This is a genomic window from Billgrantia kenyensis, assembly GCF_013697085.1.
GTDB classification, from domain to species: Bacteria; Pseudomonadota; Gammaproteobacteria; order Pseudomonadales; family Halomonadaceae; genus Halomonas; species Halomonas kenyensis.
Genome location: NZ_JACEFT010000019.1, coordinates 23,576 through 48,363 on the forward strand (window position 1 = coordinate 23,576; position 24,788 = coordinate 48,363).

General features: G+C 60.4%; 23 protein-coding genes and 1 tRNA gene. 15 read left to right on the forward strand and 9 right to left on the reverse strand.

Annotated elements, in window-relative coordinates:
* Positions 1 to 97 precede the first annotated feature (97 nt).
* Positions 98 to 268, reverse strand: coding sequence for an AbiEi antitoxin N-terminal domain-containing protein (locus tag H1D44_RS14315; protein ID WP_338073467.1), 171 nt, complete (start codon positions 266 to 268; stop codon positions 98 to 100).
* Between the two features lie 245 nt (positions 269 to 513).
* On the opposite strand from H1D44_RS14315, the gene H1D44_RS14320 reads away from it, so the two are divergent.
* Genes H1D44_RS14320 through H1D44_RS14330 form a run of 3 tightly spaced genes read left to right on the forward strand, consistent with a single transcriptional unit; the run spans position 514 to position 2,115 of the window.
* A complete protein-coding gene (locus H1D44_RS14320) occupies positions 514 to 1,041 on the forward strand; it encodes a helix-turn-helix domain-containing protein (protein ID WP_181515540.1) in 528 nt (175 codons plus the stop codon).
* Positions 1,038 to 1,784, forward strand: coding sequence for an AzlC family ABC transporter permease (locus H1D44_RS14325; protein ID WP_181515541.1), 747 nt, complete (start codon positions 1,038 to 1,040; stop codon positions 1,782 to 1,784). Before H1D44_RS14320 ends, H1D44_RS14325 begins: the two co-directional genes overlap by 4 nt.
* Positions 1,777 to 2,115 (forward strand): AzlD domain-containing protein, encoded by a 339-nt coding sequence (locus H1D44_RS14330; RefSeq protein WP_181515542.1) that lies wholly within the window; start codon positions 1,777 to 1,779, stop codon positions 2,113 to 2,115. The genes H1D44_RS14325 and H1D44_RS14330 overlap by 8 nt, the downstream gene beginning before the upstream one ends.
* Positions 2,116 to 2,258: 143 nt before the next feature.
* Here H1D44_RS14330 and H1D44_RS14335 read toward each other — a convergent pair whose 3' ends face one another.
* The 8 genes from H1D44_RS14335 to H1D44_RS14370 form a co-directional block, all read right to left on the reverse strand.
* The gene (locus H1D44_RS14335) at positions 2,259 to 2,495 is read right to left on the reverse strand and encodes a hypothetical protein (protein ID WP_422671670.1); all 237 of its coding nucleotides are present in this window, start codon (positions 2,493 to 2,495) and stop codon (positions 2,259 to 2,261) included.
* 620 nt (positions 2,496 to 3,115) lie between these two features.
* Positions 3,116 to 6,319: a type I restriction endonuclease subunit R gene (locus H1D44_RS14340; protein WP_181515544.1), complete on the reverse strand. Its 3,204-nt coding sequence runs from the start codon at positions 6,317 to 6,319 to the stop codon at positions 3,116 to 3,118.
* Positions 6,320 to 6,656: 337 nt separating this feature from the next.
* Positions 6,657 to 7,397, reverse strand: coding sequence for a DUF3800 domain-containing protein (locus H1D44_RS14345; protein WP_181515545.1), 741 nt, complete (start codon positions 7,395 to 7,397; stop codon positions 6,657 to 6,659).
* Positions 7,397 to 8,368, reverse strand: coding sequence for a GIY-YIG nuclease family protein (locus H1D44_RS14350; protein ID WP_181515546.1), 972 nt, complete (start codon positions 8,366 to 8,368; stop codon positions 7,397 to 7,399). The genes H1D44_RS14345 and H1D44_RS14350 overlap by 1 nt, the downstream gene beginning before the upstream one ends.
* A complete protein-coding gene (locus H1D44_RS14355) occupies positions 8,365 to 9,726 on the reverse strand; it encodes a restriction endonuclease subunit S (RefSeq protein ID WP_220128106.1) in 1,362 nt (453 codons plus the stop codon). The genes H1D44_RS14350 and H1D44_RS14355 overlap by 4 nt, the downstream gene beginning before the upstream one ends.
* A gap of 198 nt (positions 9,727 to 9,924) precedes the next feature.
* Positions 9,925 to 10,845, reverse strand: coding sequence for an Abi family protein (locus H1D44_RS14360; protein WP_181515548.1), 921 nt, complete (start codon positions 10,843 to 10,845; stop codon positions 9,925 to 9,927).
* A 156-nt stretch (positions 10,846 to 11,001) separates the two neighbouring features.
* On the reverse strand, positions 11,002 to 12,981 hold the full coding sequence (locus H1D44_RS14365) for a type I restriction-modification system subunit M (protein WP_181515549.1): 1,980 nt from the start codon (positions 12,979 to 12,981) through the stop codon (positions 11,002 to 11,004).
* A gap of 144 nt (positions 12,982 to 13,125) precedes the next feature.
* Complete coding sequence (locus H1D44_RS14370; protein ID WP_181515550.1) at positions 13,126 to 13,731, reverse strand: hypothetical protein; 606 nt, start codon at positions 13,729 to 13,731, stop codon at positions 13,126 to 13,128.
* 145 nt (positions 13,732 to 13,876) lie between these two features.
* Here H1D44_RS14370 and H1D44_RS14375 point away from each other — a divergent pair.
* The 12 genes from H1D44_RS14375 to H1D44_RS14430 all read left to right on the forward strand — a co-directional run bounded on the left by H1D44_RS14375 (position 13,877) and on the right by H1D44_RS14430 (position 24,784).
* Positions 13,877 to 13,953 (forward strand) — tRNA-Ile (locus H1D44_RS14375).
* Between the two features lie 631 nt (positions 13,954 to 14,584).
* Positions 14,585 to 15,583, forward strand: coding sequence for a TRAP transporter substrate-binding protein (locus H1D44_RS14380; protein WP_181515551.1), 999 nt, complete (start codon positions 14,585 to 14,587; stop codon positions 15,581 to 15,583).
* Positions 15,584 to 15,644: 61 nt separating this feature from the next.
* Positions 15,645 to 16,157 (forward strand): TRAP transporter small permease, encoded by a 513-nt coding sequence (locus H1D44_RS14385; RefSeq protein WP_181515552.1) that lies wholly within the window; start codon positions 15,645 to 15,647, stop codon positions 16,155 to 16,157.
* Between the two features lie 2 nt (positions 16,158 to 16,159).
* Positions 16,160 to 17,428 (forward strand): TRAP transporter large permease, encoded by a 1,269-nt coding sequence (locus H1D44_RS14390; RefSeq protein ID WP_181515553.1) that lies wholly within the window; start codon positions 16,160 to 16,162, stop codon positions 17,426 to 17,428.
* A 21-nt stretch (positions 17,429 to 17,449) separates the two neighbouring features.
* Positions 17,450 to 18,223 carry an SDR family oxidoreductase gene (locus tag H1D44_RS14395; RefSeq protein WP_181515554.1) on the forward strand — a complete coding sequence of 258 codons (774 nt, stop codon included), beginning with the start codon at positions 17,450 to 17,452 and terminating at the stop codon, positions 18,221 to 18,223.
* A gap of 19 nt (positions 18,224 to 18,242) precedes the next feature.
* A complete protein-coding gene (locus H1D44_RS14400; RefSeq protein ID WP_181515555.1) occupies positions 18,243 to 19,178 on the forward strand; it encodes a 3-hydroxyacyl-CoA dehydrogenase in 936 nt (311 codons plus the stop codon).
* A 27-nt stretch (positions 19,179 to 19,205) separates the two neighbouring features.
* Positions 19,206 to 20,138 (forward strand): 3,5-dioxohexanoate:acetyl-CoA acetone transferase, encoded by a 933-nt coding sequence (kce, locus tag H1D44_RS14405; RefSeq protein ID WP_181515556.1) that lies wholly within the window; start codon positions 19,206 to 19,208, stop codon positions 20,136 to 20,138.
* 87 nt (positions 20,139 to 20,225) lie between these two features.
* Positions 20,226 to 21,251, forward strand: coding sequence for a LacI family DNA-binding transcriptional regulator (locus tag H1D44_RS14410; RefSeq protein WP_181515557.1), 1,026 nt, complete (start codon positions 20,226 to 20,228; stop codon positions 21,249 to 21,251).
* A 512-nt stretch (positions 21,252 to 21,763) separates the two neighbouring features.
* Positions 21,764 to 22,537 carry an ABC transporter ATP-binding protein gene (locus H1D44_RS14415; RefSeq protein ID WP_181515586.1) on the forward strand — a complete coding sequence of 258 codons (774 nt, stop codon included), beginning with the start codon at positions 21,764 to 21,766 and terminating at the stop codon, positions 22,535 to 22,537.
* 46 nt (positions 22,538 to 22,583) lie between these two features.
* Positions 22,584 to 23,348, forward strand: coding sequence for a transporter substrate-binding domain-containing protein (locus H1D44_RS14420; RefSeq protein ID WP_220128107.1), 765 nt, complete (start codon positions 22,584 to 22,586; stop codon positions 23,346 to 23,348).
* Between the two features lie 60 nt (positions 23,349 to 23,408).
* The gene (locus H1D44_RS14425) at positions 23,409 to 24,107 is read left to right on the forward strand and encodes an ABC transporter permease (protein ID WP_181515558.1); all 699 of its coding nucleotides are present in this window, start codon (positions 23,409 to 23,411) and stop codon (positions 24,105 to 24,107) included.
* A complete protein-coding gene (locus tag H1D44_RS14430; protein ID WP_181515559.1) occupies positions 24,104 to 24,784 on the forward strand; it encodes an ABC transporter permease in 681 nt (226 codons plus the stop codon). The genes H1D44_RS14425 and H1D44_RS14430 overlap by 4 nt, the downstream gene beginning before the upstream one ends.
* Positions 24,785 to 24,788: the final 4 nt, after the last annotated feature.

Below are 24,788 nucleotides of genomic sequence, written 5' to 3' on the forward strand. Positions count from 1 at the left end.
TGTGCTGGCAATGACGCCGGCGTCATCACCCCGCCCATCATCGTGGCGGGGGTGGTGGGCGGCCAGTTCGGCATCGCTGGAATCCTGGGCGCTCAGCTCAGGGCCGGGAGTTTCCCACACGACAGTAGGCACCGTACCCAACGCGCTGCAGCCAGCCACTGCTGGCCAGCTTGCGGGCCTGGTCCAAGGTGATCCCGTGAGAGGCTAGCCACTCGGTCGTCACAACGGCTCCATGCGGAAGCTTTTGCATCAGACGGTTTATTTTCACGCCAAAAATCGGCCCCTTTTTCCGGTTTCATAGACAATAGTAAACCATGAACGGTTTACTTATCTGCTCATAATAGGCCTTAACTGCCTATTCTGTAACATTTTTTAAACCATCTGATGTATCTCTGAATCCGCTGCACACGATCCAAGGGCCTTTGCATCAAGATGTGGCGAGGATGGTAGTTGACAGACGCCTGTTCCTTTTATAGAACGTTCGTTAAAAGGAACAACCTGAGGCCATCCGCTTTGGACAAGCTTTCCCTCGGCACCCTGGGCCAGCATCTGCAGACCCTGCGTCAGGCGCAGGGCTTGTCGCTATCGCAGCTGGCCGCGGCCGCCGGCATCGCCAAGTCGAACCTGTCTCGCCTCGAGCAGGGCAACGGCAATCCCACCCTGGATACCATCTGGCGTCTGGCGGTGCAGTTGAAGGTGCCCTTCGGCACGCTGGTCGCGCCCATCGCCGTGCCCCTGGGCGAGGACGGCGTAGAGGTCCGCCTGCTCGACCAGGGCAAGGACCACCCCCAGGTCGATGCCTACTGGATGCGCTGCGCACCCAATACCTTGCGGCGTGCCGAGCCCCACACCCCCGGCGCCCGTGAAACGCTCACCCTGATCAGCGGTATGCTGGAGGCCGGACCGGAAGGCGACACCCGCACGCTCTCGGCGGGTGAGTCCCTCACCTTCGCCGCGGACGGCCCCCACCTTTACCGCACCGGGGATAGCTGGGCCACGCTGCTGCTCAGCGTCGTCTATCACGAGGAGCAGAGCGCATGAACCTGCAAGCCGCCTCCTCACCCACCCGTGCCTGGCTGACCGGCATGAGCGAGGCCGTCCCGCTGCTCGGCGGCTATGTGCCGGTGGCCATCTCCTTCGGGCTGATCGCCACCCAGGCCGGCTTCAGCGCCTGGGAAGCCGTGGCGATCTCGACGCTGATCTATGCCGGCGCCTCGCAGTTCCTGTTCGTCGGCATGGTAGCCGCCGGCGCGCCGCTATGGCTGGTGGTGGCCATGACGCTGCTGATCAACCTGCGCCATGTGGTCTACGCCCCCAACCTGGCCCCCTGGCTGACGCCCAGCCGCCTGTGGCCCTGGCTGATGCACGGCCTCACCGACCAGATCTTCGCCCTGGCCCACGCCCGCCTGCCGCAGCTGCCCGCTGCCCAGCGCCTCGGCTGGTACACCGGCGCCGCCCTGCTGGCCTGGTTGAGCTGGATCGGCGGCACGGCGCTGGGCGCCCTGGCCGGGGGCGAGCTGGTCGCGCGCTGGGCCCTGATGGGTGAGATCCTGCCCTTCGCCCTGCCCGCGCTCTTCCTGGTGCTGGTGGCGCCGCGCTTCACTTCCCGCCGCTGGAGCCTGGCCCTGGGCCTCACCATTCTCAGCGCCCTGCTGCTGACGCTGCTGGGCCTGACCAACGTGGCGATTCCCCTCGCCGCCGTCTGTGGCGCGCTGTGCTTCCAACTCGTCAAGTTCGGCCAAACAGTGAAGAGAAAAGACGCGCAAGGAGAGCGCCATGAGTAATGCCCTGTGGATCGCCGTGCTCGCCTCGGCGGCAGGTACCCTGCTGATACGCCTGCTTCCGCTGCTGTGGATGCAGCGCCGCCTAGCGCGGCAAGCCAGCGACGACAGCCTCGAGGCCATGCCCCAGTGGCTGGGCCTGCTCGGCCCGGTGATGATCGCTGCCGTGTTCGGCGTGTCGCTGATGCCGGTGACCCCCGATGCCATCTCCTGGTTGGCCACCGCCATCGGCGTTCTCGCGACCCTGGCCGTGTGGTGGTACAAGCGCACCCTGGGCTGGCCGGTGGCCGCCGGCGTGGCGGCCTATGGAATGGTGATGATGCTGCTCGGGTGAGCCCTGTGATTCTTCGCCCTGCCCGCCGACCCTGAGGTGATCGTCCACGGCGTGGTGACCGGTGAGTTTCTCGACTGAGAACGGCTGAAGGGCTTCTACTTGCAGCAAACGACGGAGCATGGCCCCGTCGGCTGGAGTGGCAATCAGCGACGCCGGCGTCCCAGGTCGATGTCATCATGGGTGGTGGCCGCCCCGGCGGCAGCGCCCAGGCCGCCACCGATCACCGCCCCTCTGGTCACGCTGCCGCCTGTCATGGCGGCGGTGCCGGCGCCTGCGGCTGCCCCCAGGCCGGCACCACTCAGCGCTCGCTCGCTAGTGGTGGTACCACAGCCCGCAAGTCCCAGGGCCAGCACACCGGTCAACAGTCCGATAGATAGCATTCTCATGGCATTTCCCTCCCAACAGGGTCAATTACGACCCATCATCCAGTTTGATTTACTTGGCAACCAAGCAACCGCCCGGCTTCGGTATCCCCTCGACGCCTTGGCCGAAGCGCAAGTCGTCGAAACCGCGCAGCGCAGCATCAAATTGCATGTCATGGGGCCACTGGTTGCCGATGCGCTGTATCCCTTTATACCGCCCCGGGAGGAAGAGGGTTCATGGACCGGGCAACGATCCACACTCTTTGAGAATTTCAGGTACTTGAGTATCAAAATGACGACAGCTGATCGCACTCGGTGGCGAGCGGTGAGGTGGTGGCGAAACGGACTAGACGAGTCGACAACCCGCAATTGGACGCTGCATGAACCAGCAATTGGACGCTTACCAAACCAGCAATTGGACGGTGCTGAATACCGGCCACCATTGCGTGAGGTTGAAGGTGCCGGGCTGCTACGTCGTACCCATCGGCATGCTGTAGGGAGAAGAGCCCGGTAAGGCAATCTCAAGCGAGGCCGCGTTGCGCATGCTGACTGGGCAGGAGTCGTTAGCTGCTTCGGTAGCAGAGGATAGAAAATCACTCAGAGAATAATCGCCCTTCATGAACTAGCTGACCGAAACATCATCTCTTTACCTGCTCATTTCGAGCCTTCCTCCCCGCCAGCAGCTTCAGTATCAACAACGCGAACTGCCTCCCCGTCTCCTCATCCTCCAGCAGCGGAATGCTGAGCTTTTCGTGGTCGCTGAGGGCGTCGAGCACGGCGTCGGTGACCTTCTTCGGGAACAGGCCATGCATCACCTGGTCCTCGCTGTGGTTGCGGACCTGGGCCATCACTGCTTCGTCGCGTTCGATGCGGTCGGCAATGCCGTTGGCGAAGTGCAGCTTGTCGTCGTCGCTGACTTCGGCGCCGTAGAGGTCATTGAGCCGGTCGATGATCTCGGCCAGGCGTTGCTTCTCGGGGTCGTGTGGCTTACCGGAGCCCACATCGCTGACGGGCTTGAGCGGGCTACCCTCTGCGACTTCCAGGCGTAGGCGCTTCTCCTCTCGCTTGGTAAGCCGGTAGTGGGTCAGCTCCAACTCGCTGACGTCGATGGCCTCTTCCTCCAGCAACCGGTCGGTGCGCAGCAGCGGGTAGAGGTGGCGGGCATAGACGCATAGCTGCTCCAGCTCGGGGTCGTCGAAGGTGACGATCTGGCTGAGGAACTCGTAGGTGCGCACGAAGCTCTGCAGGTTCTTGCGGAACAGGTCGAGCTCGTCGCGGGTGGTACCGGCGTCCTTGAGCTCCTGCTCGGCACGCTTTAGGCCCTTGTCGTCTCCGTTCTGCTCTGCGGTGTGGCGGGCTTCCTTCCAGGTTTGCAGCTGCTCCAGGGTTAGCTGATAGCGCTGCTTGAAGCGATCCTGGGCGGGTCGGCAGTAATAGCTGAGGCTCGACGCCGGGGCCTTGGGGTCAAAGAAGGCCTTGGCAAAGGCTTCCACCTCGGGCCAGTGGTAGATGCCGCTGACGTCCAAACTGCGCTGCAGATCGTAGACCACGTTGGGATCGGATACGTCGGCCAACTCCGCCCTACGGTAATAAGGCGCGAAGGCGTCGAGAATCTCCTGTCCGTCGTTGTAGAAATCGAGGATGAAGGTCTGCTTGCCGGGGAACAGCCGGTTGAGCCGCGAGAGCGTCTGCACGCAGTCCACGCCCTGAAGCTTCTTGTCCACGTACATAGCGCAGAGCTTGGGCTGATCGAAGCCGGTCTGGAACTTGTTGGCGGCGATCATCACGTTGAAGTCGTCGGTGTCGAACGCCTCGGCGAGGTCGCGTCCCTTGAGCCCGGGGTTAAGCAGGCGGCTGGTCTCGGTGACCTCCTCGGAAATTACCTCATCGGCGGGCACGCTGCCGGAGAAGGCCACCATGGGGTGCACGTCGCCGTAGCCCTGGGCCTGGATGTAGGCCTGCATGGCGAGTTGGTAGCGCACCGCTTCCTGGCGACTTGCGGTGACCACCATGGCCTTGGCCTGGCCATCCAGCAGGTGGCGGACGTTGTCGCGGTAGTGCTCGACGATCACCTCCACCCGCTGGGCGATGTTGTAGGGGTGCAGGCGCACCCACTTGGCCAGGGTGCGCGAGGCCTTCTTGGAGTCGACTTCTTGATCCTCACCCTCGGGATGGGCGAGTTTCCAGGCGGTACTGTAGGTGACGTAGTTCTTGAGCACGTCGAGGATGAAGCCCTCCTCGATGGCCTGGCGCATGGAGTAGAGGTGGAAAGGCTCGGGCTTGTTGTCGGCGCTGGCCGGGAGGTCCGGATTCGGCGGGCGACCGAACAGCTCCAGGGTCTTGGCCTTGGGGGTGGCAGTAAAGGCGTAGTAGCTGATGCGCTCGCTGGGGCGCCGTGAGGCCACAGCGGCATCCAACATCACCTCGGCGCTGATTTCGCCTTCATTATCCTCTAGCGCCTCACCAGCCGCCGCCAGCAGCGCCTTGAGCTTGCTGGCCGAGCTGCCGGTCTGCGAGGAGTGAGCTTCGTCGGCAATTACCGCGTAGTTGCCCTCGGCCAATTGAGGTCGCTTGTCCAAGGCGTCGAACAGTGCCGGGAAGGTCTGAATGGTGACGATGATGATGCGGGTGTTGCTGGCCAGCGCCTCGGCGAGCTGTTCGGACTTGCTCTGGTTGCTAATGTCCCGGGTGATCGGGCAGACCACGCCATGGGCGTGCTCGAACTGATAGATGGTGTCCTGCAGCTGACTGTCGAGCACGGTGCGGTCGGTGACTACGATCACCGAATTGAATAGCTTCGTGCCGTCCTCCGCATAGAGGTTGGCCAGCTGGTGTGCAGCCCAGGCGATGGAGTTGGACTTGCCAGAGCCGGCACTGTGCTGCACCAGGTAGCGCCGCCCCGGCCCCTCGGCCAAGGTGGCCTGTACCAGGCGGTTGACCACCTCCCACTGATGATAACGCGGGAAGATCAGCGTCTCCTTGGTGGTACGCCGGCCGTGGAAGTCCTCGACGGTCTTCTGCTCCATATGCAGGAAGCGGCCGAGCACCTTCAGCCAGGCGTCCGGGGCGAACACCTGCTCCCACAGGTAGGCGGTGGCGTAGCGCTGCTCATCATCAGGCGGCGGATTGCCGGCACCGCCCTCCTCCGTGCCACGGTTGAAGGGCAGGAAATAGGTTTCCTTGCCGGCCAGCTTGGTGGTCATTGCCACCTCGGCCTGGCTCACCGCGAAATGCACCAGTGCGCCACGCTTGAAGGTCAGCAGCGGCTCCGGCTTGCGGGTGACGGGATCCTTGATTGGGCGGTCCTGGCGATACTGGCGCTTGGCGTTCTCCACCGTCTGCTTGAATTGGCTCTTGAGCTCGAGCGTCGCGGTGGGGATGCCGTTGACGAACAGCACCAGGTCCAGGCGGGGGTTGTAGCTCTCACCGCCCTTGCCCTTCTCTCGGGCATTGGGCGAGTAGGAGACCTCCGGCACCACCCGCAGGCGGTTGGCGCGGTAGCGTGCCAGGGTATCCGGGTTCATGCCGTGATCAGGCTGGAAACTGCACAGATCGAACTTCACCCCCGGCACCTTGAAGCCGTGGCGCAGCACCTCTAGGGTGCCGGCCCGCTCCAGCTCGCGCACCACCTTCTGAACGAATACCTGCTCGGAGGCCTGGGGGTTAGCCTTGCAGAACTTCTCCCAGCGCTCCGGCCAGGCCTCGCGCACGTAGCCGAGCAAGTCCTCGGTGTAGAGCGCCGAGGCCCGGTCATAGCCGCTGGCCGTACCTGCTTTCCAGCCCCCGGCCACCATGGCCTCGATGATGTCCTGCTGGAAGCGGGCTTCCCTGCTGTCCGCCATGTGTTCCCCTGCGTCTGGCGTAATTATGCGTAACAGCCTAGCGCTTCAGGGATGCAAGGAGAAGGCTACTTAGGCCGGTACCTCGTCCAGGGGGCGCTGCGCCCCCCATCGCCGGAAGAGCCCATTCCCATGCTATCGACGCCCGCTGGATCAGGCAGCAGCGCTGACCAGAAGAAAGTAACCCCCCAAGGGGCGCATCCATGAGAGGCGTGGGGGGTGTTGTTGACCAGCTAGTAGGCTGATTGCCATGGCTTGGCCAATCAGCTAACATACAAGCATGGATTGGGAATGCCCGATCGGCAAGGGGCCTCGGCGAATGCGTCGGGGCCTTTTGTTTTCAGGGATATACCTTCAACCCCCAGCCGCGGACCTGTCCAGCACGGCTACGCCGAAACTTGGCTTCCAAGATCTCGAAAGCCCGATTTGGTTGATCCGGGTTCAGCAGGTGGCGACCGATGGGACGCGCGACCATATCAGCCAGCTGCAAACCAGCCGAGTTCACCTTCTTGTTGGCCATGACGATATCCAGGGTATCTCCCAGCCCCTCTACCCGTGACTGATCCTTGATACGCCGGAATTCCAACTCCAGCGCTTGATCTTCTTGCAGCCCTCTCTGCTCGAAGACGACATGGGTCAGTTGACCTCGCTGCCGAAGCCCTTGCAGCTCCATGAAGACGCGCTCCAATCCGAACTCCATGGCGACATGGTATGGGTTTCCATCCACACCATGTCGCTGGGAGAATGCTTCTTTCATGATGCAAGTGGCCACTAAGATGAAGGGAGCCGTTTCGATGATCCTCGATAACTCCTCCATGAAGCGGTGTCTGACATTCGGGTTAAGAAGAATATCGAAAGGCTTTCTTGCTTTCCGGATCTCCGCCTCGTGGAGGACCACCATGTCATGACCGAAGTAGCGAAACTTCAGCTCCTGTATTTTCGGCACGATCTGTGTCAGGTAAGCTTGTTTGTGGATGATACAAAATGCCAACACGAACACTGGATAATCAGGATTGATGTTCTTCAGCCCATGATCACCACTCTCATCCACGTAAACAATATACTCTCCGAAATCACCCATCATTCAGCTCCATCCCTGCCCTCTTCTCCTTCTCCGCCAGCGGCAGCGGCAGCGCTGACCTGCTGATCCTGCCACTCGCCGTAGGTCATGCCGCTGCCTTCGCCCTTCCATGAGGTCCGTCCGTTGGCACTGCGGCCAGAGATGACCGCGGCGGCGGCACTGGGACTGCTGAAGCTCTGATCCTCGTTGAATACTCTGGGACCATCACCGTTCTCTGCCAGGACCCCGTCTTCGCAGAGCTGATTGTAGAGGCTCTGGTAGCCCCGCTCGGTGCCGACCCAGCGACCCCGAGCCAGGGAGCCCTTGAAGACGTAGAACTCGCCGTCGATCTCCTGGCCGGTGGCGCTGATGCCGTGCCGTGGCACCTCCAGAATGAAGCGGGGCGAGGCCTCTGGAACTGCCGCCGGCGCTGCTTCCGCCACCCGTGAGGGGCGCGAGGTCTCGCGCAGAAAATCGAACCCCAGCACCGGCAGTACGGTACGGATCTGCTCGACGAAGAACGCCATATCGGCGCGGTCCGACTCGGGCAGGTTGATGTAATCATGGGCGGTGCCGTTGATCAGCTTGCAGCGGCCGACCTGGCCGGCGTTCTGGATCAGCAGGCTCTCCAGGTACTTCACATGGGCTTTGGTGAGGTTCTGATCCTTGCTGGTGACCAGGCAGACCTTCTCCCAGAAATCCTTGCCACCCCCCGTGCCTGAAACAACCTCTGGGCGGTTGTGCTGCTTGAGGCGGGTGCCGACGTCGTCGCTCTCGCCTATATAGACCAGCGGGCGCAAGCTGTTCTCGGGGTCGGGACCAACCAGGAAGTAGATCCCGGTGCGGCCGCACTCCGGGCGCTGCACCAGCTCGCTAAGTTTCGTGCGCGGGCCAGTGAGCACGTGACCGGTCCAGTTCATGATCTCGGCGGTCAGCAGGCCGTTGGGCGTGCCGTCCACCAGGAATAGCCGGATGCTGCGTCCTTGCGTCATACCATCTCCGCTCGTGTGGCTTCAGTGGTGGCTGTTGAGCCCGCCGGTGGCTGCCAGCCGCGGACGTCAATCTTGCCGGTAACAGCAGCGGATATCAGGGCGGAGCGGCGTTCTTTTAACAAAGCTATGTTTTCATGGGACTCGACTAATAGCCCATCAACCTGATACGTGTGAGAAACTAGGTGCTTCACGATCTCTGACTGCTCATTTTCCGGGGGGAGATAAAGCCTTAACTGAGTAAAATCGCCACCTGAAAGATGTGTCTGGTTGAAGCCATCATCCTTGAAAAGAAGGCTCGGATGACGATCCAAGAGATAAAATAGGAAAAGGGGAGAAGCAGCGACAGGACGTATCCTGCAAACTCGTTGGTTTACTGCATATAGGTCCGACTGCTCGACAAGGAAAGTTCTGGCTAGAGCCCTTCCATTCGGAAGATCGCTCATCACCATCAGCACATCACCTTTGTTGGCTGGGGTAAGGTTCTTGGTGCACCTTTTCACCGAACTCCCATTTGTTGATACAAAACGTGAATTCACGCAAATATATTCGCCATCGGCATCTACAAATGGCTCATGGGCTTTTCCCTGTGAAAATTCGACAATGTCTCCTAGTCGCTTTAGCTCCCAATGCGCCGGCACCTCGCCCAGCCACTCCACTCCGGAGTCCTTCATCGGTACATCGGGATCCAGCCCCTTGGTGACGGCATGGGAGATCACTGCCTGGCGCTTCTCCTTGAGCAGCTCGATCAGCCGCTGCTGCTCTTCTACCAAGGCGTCGATGCGGGCGGTTTCGTTGTCAAGGAAACTCAATATCTGACGTTGCTCTGCTGTCGGAGGGAGAGGCAACGGACATGACATCACGTTACTGGATGAAATTGAGGCTAGGTTGGTGCTCTGCTTGGAGTACAGATAAAAGTAGGACCGGGCTGCACTGGAGCGAGTGAACATGGACAGCCAGTAGGGCAGCAAGTACTGGTTTGGGCGAATTGCAAAGACATGGTTCTGGTGAAGACAGTCAGCAATTTCCCCCTCCCAGACAGTCCCACGCCCAAGCTTGTCGTTGTCGCCGCCTTCGTTCATCAAAACATCGCCGGGCTGAAGGCGATAACGCTCAACCTCGGACAAGGCAACTGTCACAGTGTTGACCGACGATAGATCGACATGCCCATCCTGAACGTTAGCAACTCGCAGGTATGGGAGGTCAACCGTGGGCGTATCATCAGAGTAGCTTTTCCCCTTGGCCACCCCACCCTGGATGGTTGCATACCACCTTAACGGCCCGACCACCCAATGCACCGGCACCTCCCCCAGCCACTCGACGCCTGAGTCTTTGTACTCGGGATACCGTGGAAAGCTCATCCCTTCACTCCCTCTCTGCATTCATCACGGCCTCACGCCAGAAGGGCTCGGCAAGCCAACTGCCAGACACAAAAAACCCGCCAAATTGTGCGTCCGAGAGAGGCATGACGGGTGTGTCATCCGACATGTTGCGATGATGGGCCAGCCATCTCAACGGCCAGGATCGCTTGCTAAGCGAGTACAATATATGGCAAGAGCTCACGGCCGCGCTTCCTCTCTTGCGTGTGCAGCATCCAGCCAGAACGCCTGTTGCTCCCACTCGGGTGGAAAGCCCATGTGTGTCACATCCATGATGTGCTGCCCGAGTAGCGTACCTAGCCGTTGCTTCCAGTGATGGCCGGGGCTGATGAGGTCCAGGCAGTAGGCCAGCATCACCAAGGTGTTGTAGATCTTACGCGGCTCATCGGGATGGAAAAGCGGCACCAGTACAGCAGGTTTTCCGGTGGGTAGCTTCATGGTGACGGTAAAGCGACGGTTCCACACACGGCTATGGTGGGCGCACAAGTTGCGCACATAGGTAAGGTGACGAATAAAGGCCTTCAGTACGCTCTGGTCGAGCCGATAGGTCTTGGCAATGCTTGCCCGGTCACTGGGGCGTAATTGGGTAATCCAGCGCGATAGCAGCCCCATCGACATGACCTCACTCACTGCCCAGATCGGCGGTGTCTTGGGTTGCCGGTAGGTGCTTTGGTAGTGCTGGATAAAGATCTCATCGGAGCGTGCCACTTCTTTTTCCAGGCTCGCCAGGTGACGAGCGTGCCAGTCTCCTCGTGTGGCCAGTGCCGCGTCCAGGTAAGAGTGTGGCCCGTAGCGGTGGCCCATCTGGTAGGCCCATTGGGCACGTACGGAGACTTCTATCCGCTCAATGGCATCCAGAAGCAGTAACCGCAGCTCGCGATCGAAAACATACAGGTTGAGAACGTCGTTGAACCGAGTGCCGGGGCGAAACTGGTGAGTGTCGTGATCGACCTCAAAGGGCAGCCAGTAGGCGGTCAAGCGGTAGTAGTTGAGATGGCTTAGGTAGTGGTGCGCCTGCGCATCATCTTCTACCTGCATCCCGCGCGACTTGAGCAGGTCGATTTGCTGCTCGATGGTGGTGGCGGGCTTAATGAAGTCCATGCACACCCCGCACAAAAAAGTAACCCGCCGGTTTGAGGGTACTCCGGAGAGCATAGCCTTGGCGGGTATTGTTGCTACCCAGCATAGGGGCGAACGCCCACGGAGTCAATCTCGGGCCATTGGCCTTCACCCAGGCGACCAGGGGCTGGGGCGAGCTCATGCCGACAGCTCCTCGATCATCCGCTTGATGCGGTCGGTGCAGGCCTTGAGGTCGGCGTCGATCTCCTCCAGCGGACGCGGCGGGGTGAACTGATAGAAGTGCCTGTTGAAGGGGATCTCGAAGCCGACGATACCGATACGGCCGTCCAGCGGATCGCGCTTCTCCTCGTCGATCCAGGCGTCGGGCACGTGGGGTTTCACCTCGCGCTCGAAGTAGTCGAACACCGACTCGTCCAGCGGCACGTTCTCGTTGTCGCGCAGGCCGCTGTCAGGCTCGGGGCTGCCCTGCTTGTCGAGACAGATGTCGGCTTCGGGATCACGCACGGAGAGGGCGTTGAGGATCGCCTTCTGCCCCGGGGCGCCAACCTTCAAGCCTGCCGCCTTGAGTGCAGCCTTCATTGCCTTGGTGAAGGCGTCGCGGTTGGTGAAGCGATGCGCCGGGTCCAAGGTGGCGCAGGCGGCCTTGATCGCCTCACGCTCGCCCTCCGCCAGCTTCTGGAGCGGCTTCTCGTCATCGAGCTTCTCCAGGCGCTCGGGACTGGCCTGGAAGTTGAGTCGCAGCGGGCGCTCCACGGTGATGCGCCGGTAGCCGAAGGCCTCCACCGGGAAGAGCTTGCTCTCCTCGCCCTCCTGGCAGGCGCCATAGAGGCGCACGATCTCCTCGATGTCGCGGTCGGTGATGAACTGACGCTTGCTGCCCAGCGACTTGCGCATCTTGCTGGCCCGGCCAGTGGCGTTGATCAGCTGTACCTTACCGCGGCGCTCGGCTGGCTTGTGGTTGGAGAGGACCCACACATAGGTGGCGATACCGGTGTTGTAGAAGAGGTCGGTGGGCAGGCCGACGATGGCCTCCACCAGATCGTGCTGCAGCAGATAGCGGCGGATCTCGGACTCCCCGCTGCCGGCGCCGCCGGTGAACAAGGGCGAGCCGTTGAGGATGATGCCGATGCGCGAGCCGCCCTCCTGGCGGGAGCGCATCTTGCTCACCAAATGCATCAGAAACAGCAGCGAGCCGTCGGAGACCCGCGGCAGGCCGGGGCCGAAACGGCCTTCGTAGCCACGCTGCTTGTGCTCGTCGGTGATCGCCTTCTGCACCTTCTTCCACTCCACGCCGAAGGGCGGATTGGAGAGCATGAAGTCGAAGTGCTCGCCGGGGAGCTGGTCGTCGGAGAGGGTGTTGCCGAGCTTGATCTGCTCCACCGCCTGGCCCTTGATCAGCATATCGGCCTTGCAGATAGCGTAGGACTCGGGGTTGAGCTCCTGGCCGTGCAGCGAGACGGTCACCCCCTGGCTGACCTCCTGGATGTACTCGTCGCTCTCGGAGAGGAAGCCGCCGGTGCCGGCGGTCGGATCGTAGACGGTGACGATGCCGTGGGGGCGAAGCTTGTCGTCCTGGCCGGTGAGCACCAGCGAGGTGGTCAGGTGGACGATGTCGCGCGGGGTGAAGTGCTCCCCCGCCGTCTCGTTGGAGCTCTCGGCGAACTTGCGGATCAGCTCCTCGAACACCAGGCCCATGCCGTAGTTGGAAAGCCGCTGCGGGCTCATGTCGATGGCGGCGAAGCGCTGCACCACCTGGTAGAGCAGATTGCTTCCGGCCAGCTGCTGGACGAAGCCCTCGAACTCGAAGTGCTCGAAGATCTCCCGGGCGTCCTGGCTAAACGACTGCACGTAGCTCATCAGGTCGTCGCCGGTCTGGGTCTCGGAGAGGCTGCCCAGGGTCAGCGGCGAGGCGTTGAAGAAGGGCTGCTCCGCCGCGCGCAGCAGCAGCTTCTCGCGCACGGCATCGGGCTTGACCTGGTGCTCCCGGGCAGCACTCAGCACATCTCCCTTGGTGGGCTCCAGCACGCACTCCAGGCGCCGCAGCAGAGTGAACGGGAGGATGATGCGGCCATACTGTGACTGCTTGAAATCGCCGCGCAGCAGATCCGCTACGGACCAGATGAAGGCCGCCAGCTGAGAGTGACTCTCCGTGTTCAAGATACTTCCCCGCTTACGTAACTGGTATGTGACTGTTGATCGCCATCATACACAGCGAAGGGGAGTGAGGGGCAGTGCAATCCAGAGCCGAGGGACCACACTTGAAGGGTGAGCCCAAGCGCTCCGTCACAGGCGACCAAGGGATTATGAGCCCCCTGCTTTCACCAGCAGTGCATCGAGCCTGACCGGCACCTCGTCGCCGATCTGTTCATAGCCGAGCAGCAACATCACCGAGCGCAGTGTCGGGTCTGCCATCAGCGCCTGGCCATCCAGCGCCACTCGCTCGGCGTTGGTGACCTTGACCTGGCCGCTGCCGGTCTTGGTAAAGCGTACGGGCAAGGACTCCTCGCGCACGGCGTTGCCTGAGCGCACCTTCATCGTCAGGGTTTCCACCAAGGACTCCCCTACGGCGAGTCGTTCCAGCCGCTCGGGCGGAAACTGGGTGGTCAACGTGGCCATCGGGCGCTCGGTAATGCCGGAAAGCCAGGGCGGTAGCGGCCCCAGGCGCTCCACCACATCGCTCTGGTTGAGCCGCAGCGGCAGCTGCAGTGTGCCGCTTTCATCGGCATTGCCGCTCAGCCGGCGCACCTCGTGCTGGCGCGGAATGGGGCCATCGGGCCCAATCTGCATCACCGTGGCCGACACCCGCGAGTGCTCGGGGTCGAGCTCCCAGGCCACCAGCGGCAGGGAGGCCAGCAGGGCCGAGGCGCCCAGGGCCAACAGGGAGAACGAAGCGAAAAGGCGTTTCATGAGCGGTGTGTCTCCTGGAGCGGAAGGCTCTCCCAAGAAGACACGTCAAACGCAGGGAAGTGCCCCTCACAACGCCAGGCCATTTGCCATCGACAGGCTCTGGCCTCGCTCGGCAGCTTTCGCTATCATACGGCGGCGCAATGCAGGGCCTATAGCTCAGTTGGTTAGAGCAGGGGACTCATAATCCCTTGGTCGCTGGTTCGAGTCCAGCTGGGCCCACCACACTCTCCCTCTAGTTAGATCCCAAGACATACCAGTAGCCGCGCTACTAGCGGTCAATGGCATGGTCATAGCATCAAGAGTCGCCTGATGGGAGTTGTTTACTCCTACCTGAAATATTCCTGCCGTTGCAGATTTCGCCATTCGAATTGCAGGAGCGCCTCCGCAAGGCCGTGAGGCGGGCTCTAACCGCCATTCGTAAGACAGCCCAACCAAGATCCCCCAGGCATTTCATGCACATCAGCAAACTCGTCCGGTCACGGCTTGAGGGATAAAGCCTGCTCGGCTGCCGCCTGGAAAAATGAGCGCTTGGAAGGCGAGAGGAATAACCTCCCAAAAGCCTCTGGCCAGCGTGAAAAGCCCTGGATCGCTTGGCTGCTCTGCTGATCCAGACTCAGAATGTGAATACGTATTCCACACTTATACTAAAGTATATTTACAACAAATTCATAGACTTGAATGGAAACATGAAAGGACAGATCACGCCATGACTCGCATACGTATGCATTATGATCTAGAACTATCGCTGGGCTTGGCCTCTTGGACGGAAACAGACTGCTGAGCCCCTCGATACAGATGACAGACACAATGACAACGCGCCCAGCGCCAACGCTGGCTTGATCAGGAGTTTTTCATGAACCGCTTGCAGACCAAGAGCCTCCCCCTCACCTCCTTGGCAGCCGCCGTCGCCTTGGCCACATCCACAGCCGCCCTTGCCCAGCCAGAGCGAGTCATCGATGTCAGCCTTCCGCTGGGTCCGGAATCCCAGCAAGGCGTTGGCGTTCTCAAATTCGGAGAGGAGCTGGAGCGTCTCTCTGATGGCCGCCTTGCCATCGAGCCTCATTACGACAACGCACTTGGCGCCGAACGAGAAGTCGTGGAAGGCATGGGCTTTGGCATCATTGACGCCGGCATTTCCTCCACGGGCCCGATGGGGGGCTTCGTCGACCAGTTCATGCTCTTCGACCTGCCTTACGTATTCGACAACCACGAGCATGCCTATGCCTTCCTGGACAGCGAGCATGGTGAATATCTCGCCCAGCTGGCCGAAGAACACATGAACGTCAAGTTCCTGGCATGGATGGAGAACGGCTTCCGACATAACACGAATTCGGTGCGCCCTCTCGAACATCCCAGCGATCTTCGGGGAATCAACCACCGCACCCAGGAGAGCCGCGTCCAGGTCGACACTTGGGAAGCGCTGGGCGCCAATGCCACACCCATGGCCTGGACCGAGGTCTACACCGCGCTTCAGCAAGGCGTAATGGACAGCCAGGAGAACCCTCTGCCCACCATCTACGATGTGAACTTCTATGAAGTTCAGGATTACCTGAATATAACCCAGCATGTCTACTCGCCGGCTCCGCTAATGATGAGCCTGGACCTCTTCAACTCATTCAGCGAAGAAGATCAGGCCATCATCATGGAGGCTGCGCAGATAGCGCTTCCGGTCCAGCGAGAAGCCAGCCAGGAACTGGAGGAGCGCTACGTCGTACAGCTCGAAGAGCTGGGCATGACCGTTACGCATCCCGATCTCGACCCCTTCCGCGAGGCCGTCGCCCCCGTCATCGAAAAGTGGGCCCCCACCGTCGGTGAAGACCTCGTCGACGCTGCACTCAACTTCGAGTACTGATCCCACGATGCCCGCAGGTGGTGAGGCTTCCTGCGGGCATCTCCTGATGCATGAGGCAGCCATGAAGACCTATCTAATGCTGACCAATAGAGCCATCGAACACTTCAATCGATTGATTGGCTGGGTGCTCGCCGGTCTCTTGTTGATGATGACCATCCTCATTTTCTGGCAGGTGTTCGCACGATTCGTGGTGGGCCGACCGCTCTATTTTTCCGATGAGATTGCTCGTTTTTCCATGATATGGCTGACCTTCCTGGGAGCCGGTTATGCCTATCGCAAGGGAGCTCTGATCTCAGTCGACATCTTGCTGGAATATGCCGGCAAGAAGCTGTCTTGCCTGCTGCGTATCGCCATCATTCTTTGTTCGGCCCTGTTCGCCTTGATCATGATCACGTACGGCTATGAGCTGATGGACCGAGTCTCCAGCCAGACCGCACCCAGCACCCGCATTTCGATGATGTGGCCCTACATGGCCGTCCCTGCAGGGGGAGTGGTCATCCTGATCAACAGTATTGGGCTGCTACTGGATGAGGCGCTCGGCGTACCTTACGAGCCCAAGCAGGAGACGAGCTGATCATGGCCATACTGCTGTTTTTATTGCTAATCTCTCTTTTCCTCATTGGCGTACCCATCGCCTTCTCTCTCGGCCTGGCCTCCGCCGTGACCGTTTGGCATGGCGACCTGATGCCCATGGTGGTCGTCGCACAGCAGCTCATCGCCTCGGTAAATTCCTTCCCCTTGATGGCGATTCCATTCTTCATCCTGGCGGGGTACTTGATGCAAGGCGGCGGTATCTCCGAGCGCCTGGTCGACTTCTCCAATACACTAGTTGGAAGTATGACGGGCGGCCTGGCGATGGTCGCGATCGTTACTTCGCTGTTCTTCGCTGCCATCTCCGGCTCGGGAGCTGCAACCACCGCTGCCATCGGCTCCATCCTGATTCCTGCAATGCTGGCGAAGGGTTACCCCGGCGGCTATGCCTCTGCTAACCAGGCCGCCTCGGGTGCTCTCGGGGTCATCATTCCACCCAGCATACCGCTGATACTCTACGGTATCGCCGCCAACGTCTCGGTAGGCGATATGTTCATCGCCGGTATCCTGCCAGGCATCCTGGTCACCCTCAGCCTTCTGGTGTTTGCCTACTTTTTCGCCAAGGCCAACGGCCTGGGGGGCAACGAGAAAAGCTCCTGGGCCGATGTTCTTCGTGCCGGACGTAAGGCCATCCTGGCCATCCTCATGCCGGTGATCATATTGGGGGGCATCTACGGCGGCATCTTTACACCGACCGAAGCTGCGGTAATCGCGGTGGTGTACTCCTTCCTGGTCGGCTTCGTCATCTACCGGGAGATCAAGCTGAGCAGCCTGGTCGATATCCTCAAGCAATCGGCCGTTACAACCGCCGTGGTTCTCAGCATCATTGCCGCTGCAGGCCTTTATGGACGCATTCTTCAGCGCCTGAGAGTACCTAACACGATCTCTGAATACGTCATGTCGACCATCGACAGCCCGCTGCTATTCATCATTCTGGCCAATATCCTCCTACTGATGGCCGGCATGTTCATCGAGGCGGCTGCCGCCATCCTGATTTTCGTACCGATTCTGCTGCCGATTGCCATCGGCTTTGGTTTCGACCCGGTTCATTTCGGCATCATCATGGTGGTCAACCTTGCCATGGGCATGTTCACCCCACCGGTGGGGCTCAACCTCTTCGTCGCCTCCCAGATCAGCCACATCGGTATCGCCCGCCTTTCCTGGGCCGTTCTGCCCTTCGTCGGGATTGTGCTCATCAACCTGCTGCTTATCAGCCTGCTTCCCTTCCTTTCCACCTGGCTGCCATCGCTGTAAACCATTCAAGGAGAGAAACGTATGAACGTCGTTGAACGCCTGGTGCCACGTCATGACCTGAGAGTCCTGATCACCGCTGGCGCAAACGGTATTGGCCTAGCCATTGCCAAGGCCTTTCTGGATGCCGGCGCACGCGTGCATGTCTGCGATATCGACGCCAAGGCACTGACCGCCCTGCCCGAAGGTATCACCCATACGCAGGCCGATGTCAGCCAGGAAGCCGACGTCGACCGGCTTTTCGAAGAGGCCGCCTCCTTGGGTGGGCTCGACGTGGTGGTCAACAATGCTGGGATTGCCGGCCCTACCGCGGGCATTGACGAGATCGATGACGAGAGCTGGACACGCACCATCGACATCAACCTCAATGGGCAGTACCGCGTTGCTCACCGCGCCGCCCCTCTCCTGCGCAAGAGCCAAGGACTGCTAATCAACCTGGCGTCGGTCGCCGGCCGCCTGGGCTTCGCCTATCGCACCCCCTATTCCGCCAGCAAATGGGCCGTGGTTGGCCTGACCAAGAGCCTGGCTTGTGAACTTGGCCCTGAAGGAGTTCGGGTCAATGCCATCTTGCCTGGCATCGTGAGCGGGCCGCGCATCGAAAAAGTCATTGAGGATCGCGCTGCCAAGCGCGGCATCAGCTACGCCGAGATGGAGCAGGAAAACCTGGCCAAGGTTTCCATGCGTCGGATGGTGGAGCCCACCGACATCGCAGCAATGGCACTTTTCCTGTCAGCGCCAGGCGGCGCCAATATCTCAGGCCAGGCGCTGAGCGTTTGCGCCAACGTCGAATCCCTGTAAGCGGCAGAGGAGTCACCGTATGACAGCTCGCATAGGTATCGTCGGTGCCGGCCTGATCGGCCGTGCCTGGGCCATCGTCTTTGCCAGGGCCGGCATGACCGTATCCCTCTACGATGTGGATTCCAGCGCCCTGGATAAGGCCTGGGAGGCCATCCGCCAGTCCCTTGCCGACCTCAAGCAGGCTGGCCTGATCGAGGACGTGAAGGCCCCGTTGGCGCTAATCCAAACGGAGAGCAATCTGCAACGCGCCATGGCGGATGTCGAATACATTCAGGAGTGCGGCCCTGAGAACGTCGAAGCCAAGCGCGACATCTACTCTGCTCTGGAGGCGGTGGTGGCCAGGGATACCGTCTTGGCCAGCTCCACCTCGGGCATCGCCGCATCCCGGTTCACGGACCACCTGCGCCACCCGGAACGCTGTCTGGTCGCCCACCCGGTCAACCCACCCTATCTGGTCCCGCTGGTGGAAGTCGCTCCCGCCCCCGCCACCTCGGAGGCAGCAGTGAACCGCTCCATGCACCTCATGGAGCAGGCCCAGCAGGCTCCCATACTGGTGCGCAAGGAAATCCAGGGGTTCATCCTCAACCGTCTACAAGGCGCCCTGCTCAACGAGGCGCTGCGCCTGTTTCGAGACGGCTACGTTTCCGCCGAGGATCTCGACAAGACCGTCAAGCACGGGCTGGGACTGCGCTGGTCCTTCATGGGTCCCTTTGAAACCATCGACCTCAATGCACCATCCGGCGTTGCCGACTATGGCCAGCGCTATGGCCCCCTTTACCGTGAGGTCGACCGCCAGCGTGGTGATGATGACCCCTGGGACAGCGCGACGCTCGCCGCACTGGACAAGGAGCGGCGTGAACGACTGCCGAGCCAAGGACTCGCCGAGCGACAAGCCTGGCGCGACCGTCGCCTCATGGCGTTGATGGCGCATCAGCGCAGCGTTACCTCTTCCTGACCCCGTCGACCGTAGGAGCTATATTCCATGGCTAGCAACCGCAAAGTCATCATCACCTGTGCCGTGACCGGAGCCATCCACACTCCCTCCATGTCACCGCACCTGCCGGTTACCCCGGAGGAGATCGCCGAGGCAGCTATCGCTGCAGCAGAGGCAGGCGCCGCCATCCTTCACCTCCACGCCCGGGATCCCGAGAATGGCAAGCCCACCCAGGATCCTGCCGTGTTCGAACGATTCCTGCCGCGCATCAAGGGATCTACCGATGCGGTCATCAACCTCACCACCGGCGGCAGCCCACACATGACCGTGGAGGAGCGCATGCGCCCAGCCATGGAATTCAAGCCGGAGCTGGCTTCAATGAACATGGGGTCGATCAACTTTGGCCTATTTCCCATGCTCAACCGCTATGACAGCTTTCAGCACGGATGGGAGCGCGAACACTTGGAAAACAGTCGCGATCTGGTGTTCAAGAACACCTTTGCCGACATCGAGACCGCCATGACGCTTGGCGGCAAGAACGGCACGCGCTTCGAGTGTGAATGCTACGATATCGGCCACCTCTACAGTCTGCGTAATGTGATGGATCGCGGCATCGTCGGGGGACGCATCTTCGTGCAGAGCGTATTCGGCATTCTGGGTGGTATCGGTCCCCACCCGGAAGACGTGATGCACATGCGCCGCACTGCCAACCGACTGTTTGGCGATGATTACGAATGGTCCGTGCTCGGCGCCGGAAGCAGTCAGATGCGCATTGCGGCACAGGCGGCTGCCATGGGTGGGCATGTTCGCGTGGGGCTTGAGGACTCGTTATGGCTCTCCCGGGGCAAGCTGGCCGAAAGCAATGCCAGCCAAGTCGCAAAAGTGCGTGAAATTCTGGAAGGCCTCTCGCTGGAGATAGCGACTCCCGAAGAGGCCCGTGAGATGCTGCAGTTGAAAGGCGCCGACAAGGTCGGCTTCTAAGGAGAAATGCAGGCTGGGGCAAGCCACGCTATTCGAATAGCTCCATTACGCTGGTGTGTTCTGCCCGGCCCTGTCAGAGAGTGATGCATGAAAAGGAAATCCGTAACCTCCCGTGATGTGGCCAAGCTGGCTGGAGTGTCACAGTCAGCGGTGAGTCGCAGTTTTTCATCCGATGCCAAGGTGGCGGAAAAAACGCGCAAGAAAGTGATGGAGGCGGCACGAGAGCTGGGATATCGCCCCAACTCGATCGCTCGCTCGCTGATCACCCGATCCAGCCGCACCATTGCTGTGGTCACTTACAGTGTCGAGAACCCTTTTTATGCCTTCATGCTGGAAAAGGCATCACGGTTCTTTCAGCAGCAGGGATATCACCTGCTGCTGTTTTTCGCCCCCTCAGATAGGGGTTTCGACACGGTAATCGACGATATCATTCGAAGCCAGGTTGAAGGCGTGCTGATGCTGGCCATCACTCTCGACAACGCTCAGGCCCAGGAAGTGGCGGACTTCGGAATTCCTGTGGTAATCATCAACCGTACCGTGAACTATGCAGGAATCAGCCAGGTCGGTAGCGACAACTTCAGTGGAGGGTACTGGGCCGGACGCTACCTCGCCTCCCTGGGCCACCAACGCATCGCCTACCTCTCAGGGTTACCTGACTCTTCTACCGACCAACAGCGACACGCCGGCTTTATCGAAGGGCTTGCCACCGAGGGTGTCGACTGCCATGCGCTGGAAGTGGGCAACTACCGCTATTCGGATGCCTGTGATGCCACGCGGCGCCTTTTTGCGGCCCAATCACCGCCGGATGCACTGTTCTGTGCAAACGACGTAATGGCGATTGCTGCGATGGAAACCATGCGCCACGAGTTCGGCCTCACGGTGCCGGACGATGTCTCGGTGATCGGTTTCGACGATGTGCCGATGGCCAGGTGGCCCAGCCATTCTCTGACAACCCTGCAACAGCCCGTCGATCAGATGATCCTGAAAGCCACGGAGCTGCTGATGGCACAGATCCACCAGACAGACACCACACCGGAGCAAATCACGCTCTCGGTCACGCCAATGCTACGCAACAGCACCCGGCGCCCAGCGCGCTACCCCGAGGACAATTAAGAGATGTTGTAGCGTGCACATCATAATTGCCCCATGGGTATGGCGGTGAAGGGCGCAGCAGCATTACCAGATCGTACAGGACACCCTCGGGCGAGCTGCTAGGCTGCTGATCCCAAAGCACTGCACCTTATCCTGTATTTCGAATATTTCTCCTATATTTCAGAGGTTTATTCACAAACAAACTCATGGTCTCTTGGTCGCTGGTTCGAGTCCAGCTGGGCCCACCACACTCCCTTCCCTCTTCTTTTCTGCACAATGTCGCCTGACTGGCGGCAGGCCTGTCATGTCCTGTACCAGCAGTTGGGCTTAGCCTTCGCTACCTCCCCTTGAGAGCTCACGGATATTGCCTGTCTTGCAGCGGAGCAGTAGTGCAGCACCGCTATCAGCTTCGTATGGGTTGGAACGAGCCAGAAAAAAACATTTGTTTTTTTCTCTATCGTGAGAAACAATTGTGCCAGGATGGCGCTTTGGACATTCAGCGTCTAGGGGAGAACAACAAGATGGAGCATCCCATGGCGGAAACCGCGGCATCGCTTGCCCTGGATATTCGTGGCATCGAGAAGAGTTTTGGAGAATTGCAGGTGTTGCGCGGCGTCGATCTGTCGGCGAAGCGAGGGGATGTGGTCTCGATCATCGGCTCGTCGGGATCGGGGAAGTCCACCTTCCTGCGCTGCCTGAACCTGCTGGAGCGGCCCGACGCAGGATCCATACGGGTGGCCGGGGAAGAGGTCGGCTTGCGTCCTGGCAAACAGGGCCTGGAGCCTACCGACAGGCGACAGCTGCGCCGCATCCGGTCCGAACTCGGGATGGTGTTCCAGGACTTCAACTTGTGGACGCATTTCACCATTCTGCAAAACCTCATCGAAGCCCCCATGCGCGTGCAGGGGCTGAGCCGGGCCGAAGCCATCGAAAGGGCCGAAGCCCTCCTCGACAAGGTCGGGTTGACTGACAAGCGTGACAGCTACCCCGCCCAGCTCTCCGGTGGCCAACAGCAACGTGCCGCCATCGCCCGCGCTCTGGCCATGGAACCCGCGGCACTTCTCTTTGACGAGCCCACGTCAGCCCTTGACCCCGAACTGGTGGGGGAAGTACTTCGCGTCATGCAACTGCTGGCCGAAGAAGGCTGCACCATGATCGTGGTCACGCATGAGATGCGCTTCGCACGCGAAGTCTCTTCCCACGTCATGTTCTTTCACGAGGGACGTGTCGAGGAGCAAGGGCCACCCGAGCAAGTGTTCGGCAACCCCAATTCGGAGCGCTGCCGACAGTTCCTGTCCCGGCTGTAATAGCCGTTACCTAAGTAATAACAAATCCAATCAGGAGGGTATTCCAATGCAAACCAAGCTGCTTTCCCTGAGCATCATAGCCGGTTCCATGGTGGTCAGCGCTGCACAGGCCGACACCATTCGCATTGCCACCGAGGGGGCCTACCCCCCGTTCAACTACATCGATGAGAGCGGAGAACTGAAGGGCTTCGATGTCGACATTGCCAAAGCGTTATGCGAGGAAATGCAGGCAGATTGTGAAATCATCGCCCAGGCTTGGGACGGCATCATTCCTGGGTTGGTCACGGGCCGTTACGATGCCATCGTGGCTTCCATGTCGATAACCGAGAGGCGCAAGGAGGCGGTCAATTTTACCCGGCCCTACTATCAGGTCGGTGCCGCCTTGGTAGCGCCCGTCGACAGCGATATCGCCTTCGAGCCGGGCAGGCTGGACGGCAAGGTCATCGGCGTTCAGCGTGCCACTACCTACGCCAACCTGCTGGCAGGGGAGTATCCCGAGGCCACGGTCAACAACTACGACACGGTGGAAAACCACAACCTCGACCTCCAGTCCGGACGCCTCGATGGTGTCGTCGGCCAGGCTGTGCTCATGCAGGAGTGGATCAACGAGCATGGCAAGGGCGCCTATGAGATCAAGGGTGAGCCGGTGCTTGATGTGGACTACATCGGTGAAGGGGCCGGCATTGCCGTCAACAAGAACAACCCCGAATTGCTCGAGCGACTCGATACGGCGCTTGCCACGATTTTGGAGAATGGTGTCTACGACGACATCAGCGCGAGCTACTTCCCCTTCTCCATTCGTCCGCAATGATAGCCATGTCGCCCGGGGAGCGGATCATTTCCCCGGGCGACAGAAGAATCGGGTAGCCCCATGTTCGACTTGTTCGGTTTTGGACACCTGCTGCTGCAAGGCACGTGGGTGACGGTTCAGCTCGCTCTGATTTCGCTGGTCCTTGGGCTAGGCTTCAGCCTGCTGGGGGCAGCGATGAAACTCTCGGATTTTCGCCTGCTGCGCTTTGCTGCCGGCGTCTATACAACGCTGTTTCGCGGCATTCCCGAGCTGGTGGTCATACTCTTTATCTATTTTGGTGGCGTGGTGATCGTCAACGCCGTGGCGCGCCAACTGGGCTATGACCGATATATTGATGTCTCGGCTTTCGCGGCCGGCGTTGCCGCCCTCTCCCTCACCTTTGGTGCCTACGGCACGGAAATTCTGCGCGGTGCCATCCTGGCAGTGCCGAAGGGCCAGGTGGAGGCTGCCCGTGCCTGCGGCATGACCTCGTTGACCATAGGCTGGCGCATCGTCCTGCCCCAAGTATGGCGGTACGCCCTGCCTGGGCTTGGCAATACTTTCCTCATCATCCTCAAGGAAACGGCGCTGGTCTCGGTCATCGGACTGGATGAACTAATGCGCCGTACCGAAGTGGCAGTGGGATACACCAAGCAGCCCTTCACCTTCTTTCTTACCGCCGCGCTCATCTATCTGGGCCTCACGGCTATTGTCATGCTGGTTCAGCGCAAGCTGGAGCAGCGAGCCAACCGCGGCGTGATAGCCAGGAGTGCCGTATGAACGTCTCGCTGATGATCGAAAGCCTCCCCGCCCTGCTGCAGGGGGTCTGGGTCACCCTGGAACTGGTGGTAGCGGCGTTGCTGATCGGGTTCTGCATCGCTTTGCCCACGGCACTGGCAAGGCTTCACGGCAACGCCCTGCTCCGCTCCATCGCCGTAAGCTACATCTTTTTCTTTCGCGGCACGCCGCTGCTGGTGCAGATATTTCTCGTCTATTACGGGCTCTCGCAGTTCGACTTCGTGCGCGAAAGCGCTCTGTGGCCCATCCTGCGTCAGCCCTACTGGTGTGCCCTGATCGCCTTCTCTCTCAATACCGGGGCCTACACGGCGGAGGTCATTCGTGGCGGCATCCAGGCGGTGCCATCCGGCCAGATCGAAGCAGCAAGGGCCTGCGGCATGACGCCTACGACTACCTTCGTGCGGATCGTCTGGCCTCAAGCGCTGCGACATTCACTTCCCGCCTATGGCAATGAAATGATCCTGATGGTGAAGGCGAGTTCACTGGCTTCCACAGTGACCCTGCTGGATATCACCGGTGTTGCTCGCAACCTGGTCGCCGAGACCTACATGCCGATCGAGATCCTGTCGATGGCAGCACTCATCTATCTGGCGATGACATTCACCCTTGGCCAGGGCGTGCTGGCCATGGAGCGCAGGTTGGCCGCCGGCCGCTCATGAGACA

Excerpts from the sequence above, each read along its gene's own strand:
- H1D44_RS14425 (WP_181515558.1), top strand. The coding sequence starts at position 23,409 with ATGTTCGACTTGTTCGGTTTTGGACACCTGCTGCTGCAAGGCACGTGG.
- H1D44_RS14420 (WP_220128107.1), top strand. The coding sequence starts at position 22,584 with ATGCAAACCAAGCTGCTTTCCCTGAGCATCATAGCCGGTTCCATGGTG.
- H1D44_RS14390 (WP_181515553.1), top strand. The coding sequence starts at position 16,160 with ATGGCCATACTGCTGTTTTTATTGCTAATCTCTCTTTTCCTCATTGGC.
- H1D44_RS14395 (WP_181515554.1), top strand. The coding sequence starts at position 17,450 with ATGAACGTCGTTGAACGCCTGGTGCCACGTCATGACCTGAGAGTCCTG.
- H1D44_RS14385 (WP_181515552.1), top strand. The coding sequence starts at position 15,645 with ATGAAGACCTATCTAATGCTGACCAATAGAGCCATCGAACACTTCAAT.
- H1D44_RS14330 (WP_181515542.1), top strand. The coding sequence starts at position 1,777 with ATGAGTAATGCCCTGTGGATCGCCGTGCTCGCCTCGGCGGCAGGTACC.
- H1D44_RS14340 (WP_181515544.1), bottom strand. The coding sequence starts at position 6,319 with ATGGCGGACAGCAGGGAAGCCCGCTTCCAGCAGGACATCATCGAGGCC.
- H1D44_RS14430 (WP_181515559.1), top strand. The coding sequence starts at position 24,104 with ATGAACGTCTCGCTGATGATCGAAAGCCTCCCCGCCCTGCTGCAGGGG.
- H1D44_RS14360 (WP_181515548.1), bottom strand. The coding sequence starts at position 10,845 with ATGGACTTCATTAAGCCCGCCACCACCATCGAGCAGCAAATCGACCTG.
- H1D44_RS14400 (WP_181515555.1), top strand. The coding sequence starts at position 18,243 with ATGACAGCTCGCATAGGTATCGTCGGTGCCGGCCTGATCGGCCGTGCC.
- H1D44_RS14380 (WP_181515551.1), top strand. The coding sequence starts at position 14,585 with ATGAACCGCTTGCAGACCAAGAGCCTCCCCCTCACCTCCTTGGCAGCC.
- kce (WP_181515556.1), top strand. The coding sequence starts at position 19,206 with ATGGCTAGCAACCGCAAAGTCATCATCACCTGTGCCGTGACCGGAGCC.
- H1D44_RS14350 (WP_181515546.1), bottom strand. The coding sequence starts at position 8,368 with ATGACGCAAGGACGCAGCATCCGGCTATTCCTGGTGGACGGCACGCCC.
- H1D44_RS14345 (WP_181515545.1), bottom strand. The coding sequence starts at position 7,397 with ATGGGTGATTTCGGAGAGTATATTGTTTACGTGGATGAGAGTGGTGAT.
- H1D44_RS14410 (WP_181515557.1), top strand. The coding sequence starts at position 20,226 with ATGAAAAGGAAATCCGTAACCTCCCGTGATGTGGCCAAGCTGGCTGGA.
- H1D44_RS14370 (WP_181515550.1), bottom strand. The coding sequence starts at position 13,731 with ATGAAACGCCTTTTCGCTTCGTTCTCCCTGTTGGCCCTGGGCGCCTCG.
- H1D44_RS14355 (WP_220128106.1), bottom strand. The coding sequence starts at position 9,726 with ATGAGCTTTCCACGGTATCCCGAGTACAAAGACTCAGGCGTCGAGTGG.
- H1D44_RS14335 (WP_422671670.1), bottom strand. The coding sequence starts at position 2,495 with ATGCTATCTATCGGACTGTTGACCGGTGTGCTGGCCCTGGGACTTGCG.
- H1D44_RS14325 (WP_181515541.1), top strand. The coding sequence starts at position 1,038 with ATGAACCTGCAAGCCGCCTCCTCACCCACCCGTGCCTGGCTGACCGGC.
- H1D44_RS14415 (WP_181515586.1), top strand. The coding sequence starts at position 21,764 with ATGGCGGAAACCGCGGCATCGCTTGCCCTGGATATTCGTGGCATCGAG.